Genomic DNA, 2,551 nt, shown 5'->3' with positions numbered 1-2,551 from the left:
GTATAAAAATGACAGGATCAGCACGTATCGATCGGCCCGGCACACCACTGCCCGTGGATGGCGAGACCCTTGCAAGGGTCTCCAGCGGCGAACACCACGCGCCCCACTCGGTCCTCGGCGCCCATCTCGATGACCATGGCCATGTCACCATCCGGACGGTCAAGCACCTGGCGGAAGCGGTCTCGGTCGTGACGTCGGCAGGTTCGACGCCCATGACGCACGAATCGAGCGGCGTATGGGTGGCCGTGATGGAGCCGCTCGAGCGCGGCCATGTGCCGGATTACCGGCTCGAGGTGACCTACAAGGACCACGAGCCCCAGGTCATGGACGACCCCTACCGTTACCTGCCAACCGTCGGCGAAGTAGACCTGCACCTGATCGGTGAGGGCCGGCACGAGCGTCTGTGGGATGTCCTCGGCGCGCACGTGCAGCACTACAAGTCCTCGCTTGGCGACGTCGACGGCGTGTCCTTCGCCGTCTGGGCCCCGAACGCCCAGGCAGTGCGCGTCAAGGGCGACTTCAACGGCTGGGACGGCCGCGAACACTCCATGCGCTCCCTCGGTTCCACCGGTGTGTGGGAAGTCTTCATTCCCGGGGTTGTAGCAGGGGCGTGCTACAAATTTGAACTCAGGACCCGGCACGGATACTGGGTGGAAAAAGCGGACCCGCTGGCCTTCGGCACCGAAGTCCCGCCGCTGACGGCATCCCGGGTGGTGGAGCCCTCTTACGTCTTCAAGGATGCCGAGTGGATGCAGGCCCGCGCCGCCCGCGATCCGCACAACTCGGCCATGAGCGTCTACGAGGTCCACCTCGGTTCCTGGAAGGTGGGGCTGGGCTACCGCGAACTGGCCAAGGAACTCGTGGAATACGTCAAATGGCTCGGCTTCACCCACGTGGAGTTCATGCCTGTGGCCGAGCACCCCTTCGGCGGCTCGTGGGGCTACCAGGTCACCTCGTACTTCGCGCCGACCTCGCGCTTCGGGCACCCGGACGAATTCCGCCACCTCGTTGACGAACTCCACCAAGCCGGCATCGGCGTCCTCCTCGACTGGGTCCCGGCGCACTTTCCCAAGGACGAGTGGGCCCTGGCCCGGTTCGATGGCGAAACACTATACGAGCACGCCGATCCGAACCTGGGCGAACACCCGGACTGGGGAACGCTGATCTTCGACTTCGGCCGCAGGGAGGTGCGTAACTTCCTGGTGGCCAACGCCCTGTACTGGCTCGATGAGTTCCACATCGACGGGCTCCGCGTGGACGCCGTCGCCTCCATGCTCTACCTCGACTACTCCCGCGAAGAGGGTCAGTGGCAGCCAAACCGTTTTGGCGGCCGCGAAAACCTGGAAGCGATCTCATTCCTCCAGGAGGTCAACGCCACGGTCTACAAAACCCACCCCGGCGCGGTCATGATTGCCGAAGAATCCACCGCATTCCCGGGCGTCACGGCGCCCACGAGCGGCGGCGGCCTGGGCTTCGGCCTCAAATGGAACATGGGCTGGATGCACGACTCGCTCAAATACATGGCCGAGGACCCGTACAACCGCCGGTGGCACCACGGCACCATCACGTTCTCGATGGTCTACGCCTTCACGGAAAACTTCCTGCTGCCCATCAGCCACGATGAAGTTGTGCACGGCAAGGGCTCCATGCTGCGCAAAATGCCCGGTGACCGGTGGCAGCAGTTGGCAAACCTGCGCGCATTCCTGGGATATCAGTGGGCCCACCCGGGCAAGCAGCTGATCTTCATGGGCACCGAATTCGGCCAGGAAGCGGAGTGGTCGGAGCAGTACGGCCTGGACTGGTGGCTCGCGGACATCCCGGCACACAACGGCATGCAGCTCCTGACCAAGGACCTCAACGAGCTCTACCGTTCCACGCCGGCACTGTACGAGCGGGACAACCAGCCCGAAGGGTTCCAGTGGATCAATGGGGGAGACTCGGACCGCAATGTGCTGACGTTCATCCGCCGTGACGCCGACGGCAACCCGCTGGTCTGCGCCGTGAACTTCTCCGGCGGGCCGCACACGGACTACCTCCTCGGCGTCCCGGCCGCCGGCGAGTGGCAGGAAGTGCTCAACACCGACGCCGCCAGCTATGGCGGTTCCGGGGTGGAGAACACCGGAACCCTGACCGCGACGAAGGACGGCCTGGACGGACAGCCGGCCATGCTCACCGTCACCCTGCCTCCGCTAGGGGCCGCGTACTTCAAGCCGCTGGGCTAGGCGCAGCGCCCGGACAGCAGACCTGGCGCGCGTAGGGAAGTGTTTGCGAGAGGCCCGGAATCCCCGTGATTCCGGGCTTTTCTGCACCGTCTTCGGTGCCGCTTTGTCAGCCGGCCCAAGTGGTGGTAGAGTTTATTTCCGCGCTGCTCCCCGGAGTTGAACGGCCACCAAGACCCAGACGCCTATGGCAAGAATGAGTCTGGATCGCCGATTTGACTAGGGTGAAGCGGCCGGGTAAGTTTGAAAAGTTGCTCCGGAGCGATCCTTGACTGTTTGTTTGTTGTGGTGGTGCCGGGTGTGTCTGTTGTTTGAGAACTCAATAGTGTGCC

General features: G+C 63.9%; 1 protein-coding gene. It reads left to right on the top strand.

Annotated elements, in window-relative coordinates:
* Positions 1–2,222 (top strand): 1,4-alpha-glucan branching protein GlgB (gene glgB, locus LQV45_RS25350; protein WP_230009387.1); only part of this gene is annotated, 2,222 nt, incomplete at its 5' end.
* Between the last annotated feature and the right edge of the window lie 329 nt (positions 2,223–2,551).

It is taken from the genome of Microbacterium sp. Bi128 (assembly GCF_918698205.1).
Note: the sequence above shows the minus strand (reverse complement) of the source record. Positions and strands in the feature narration are given on the sequence as shown.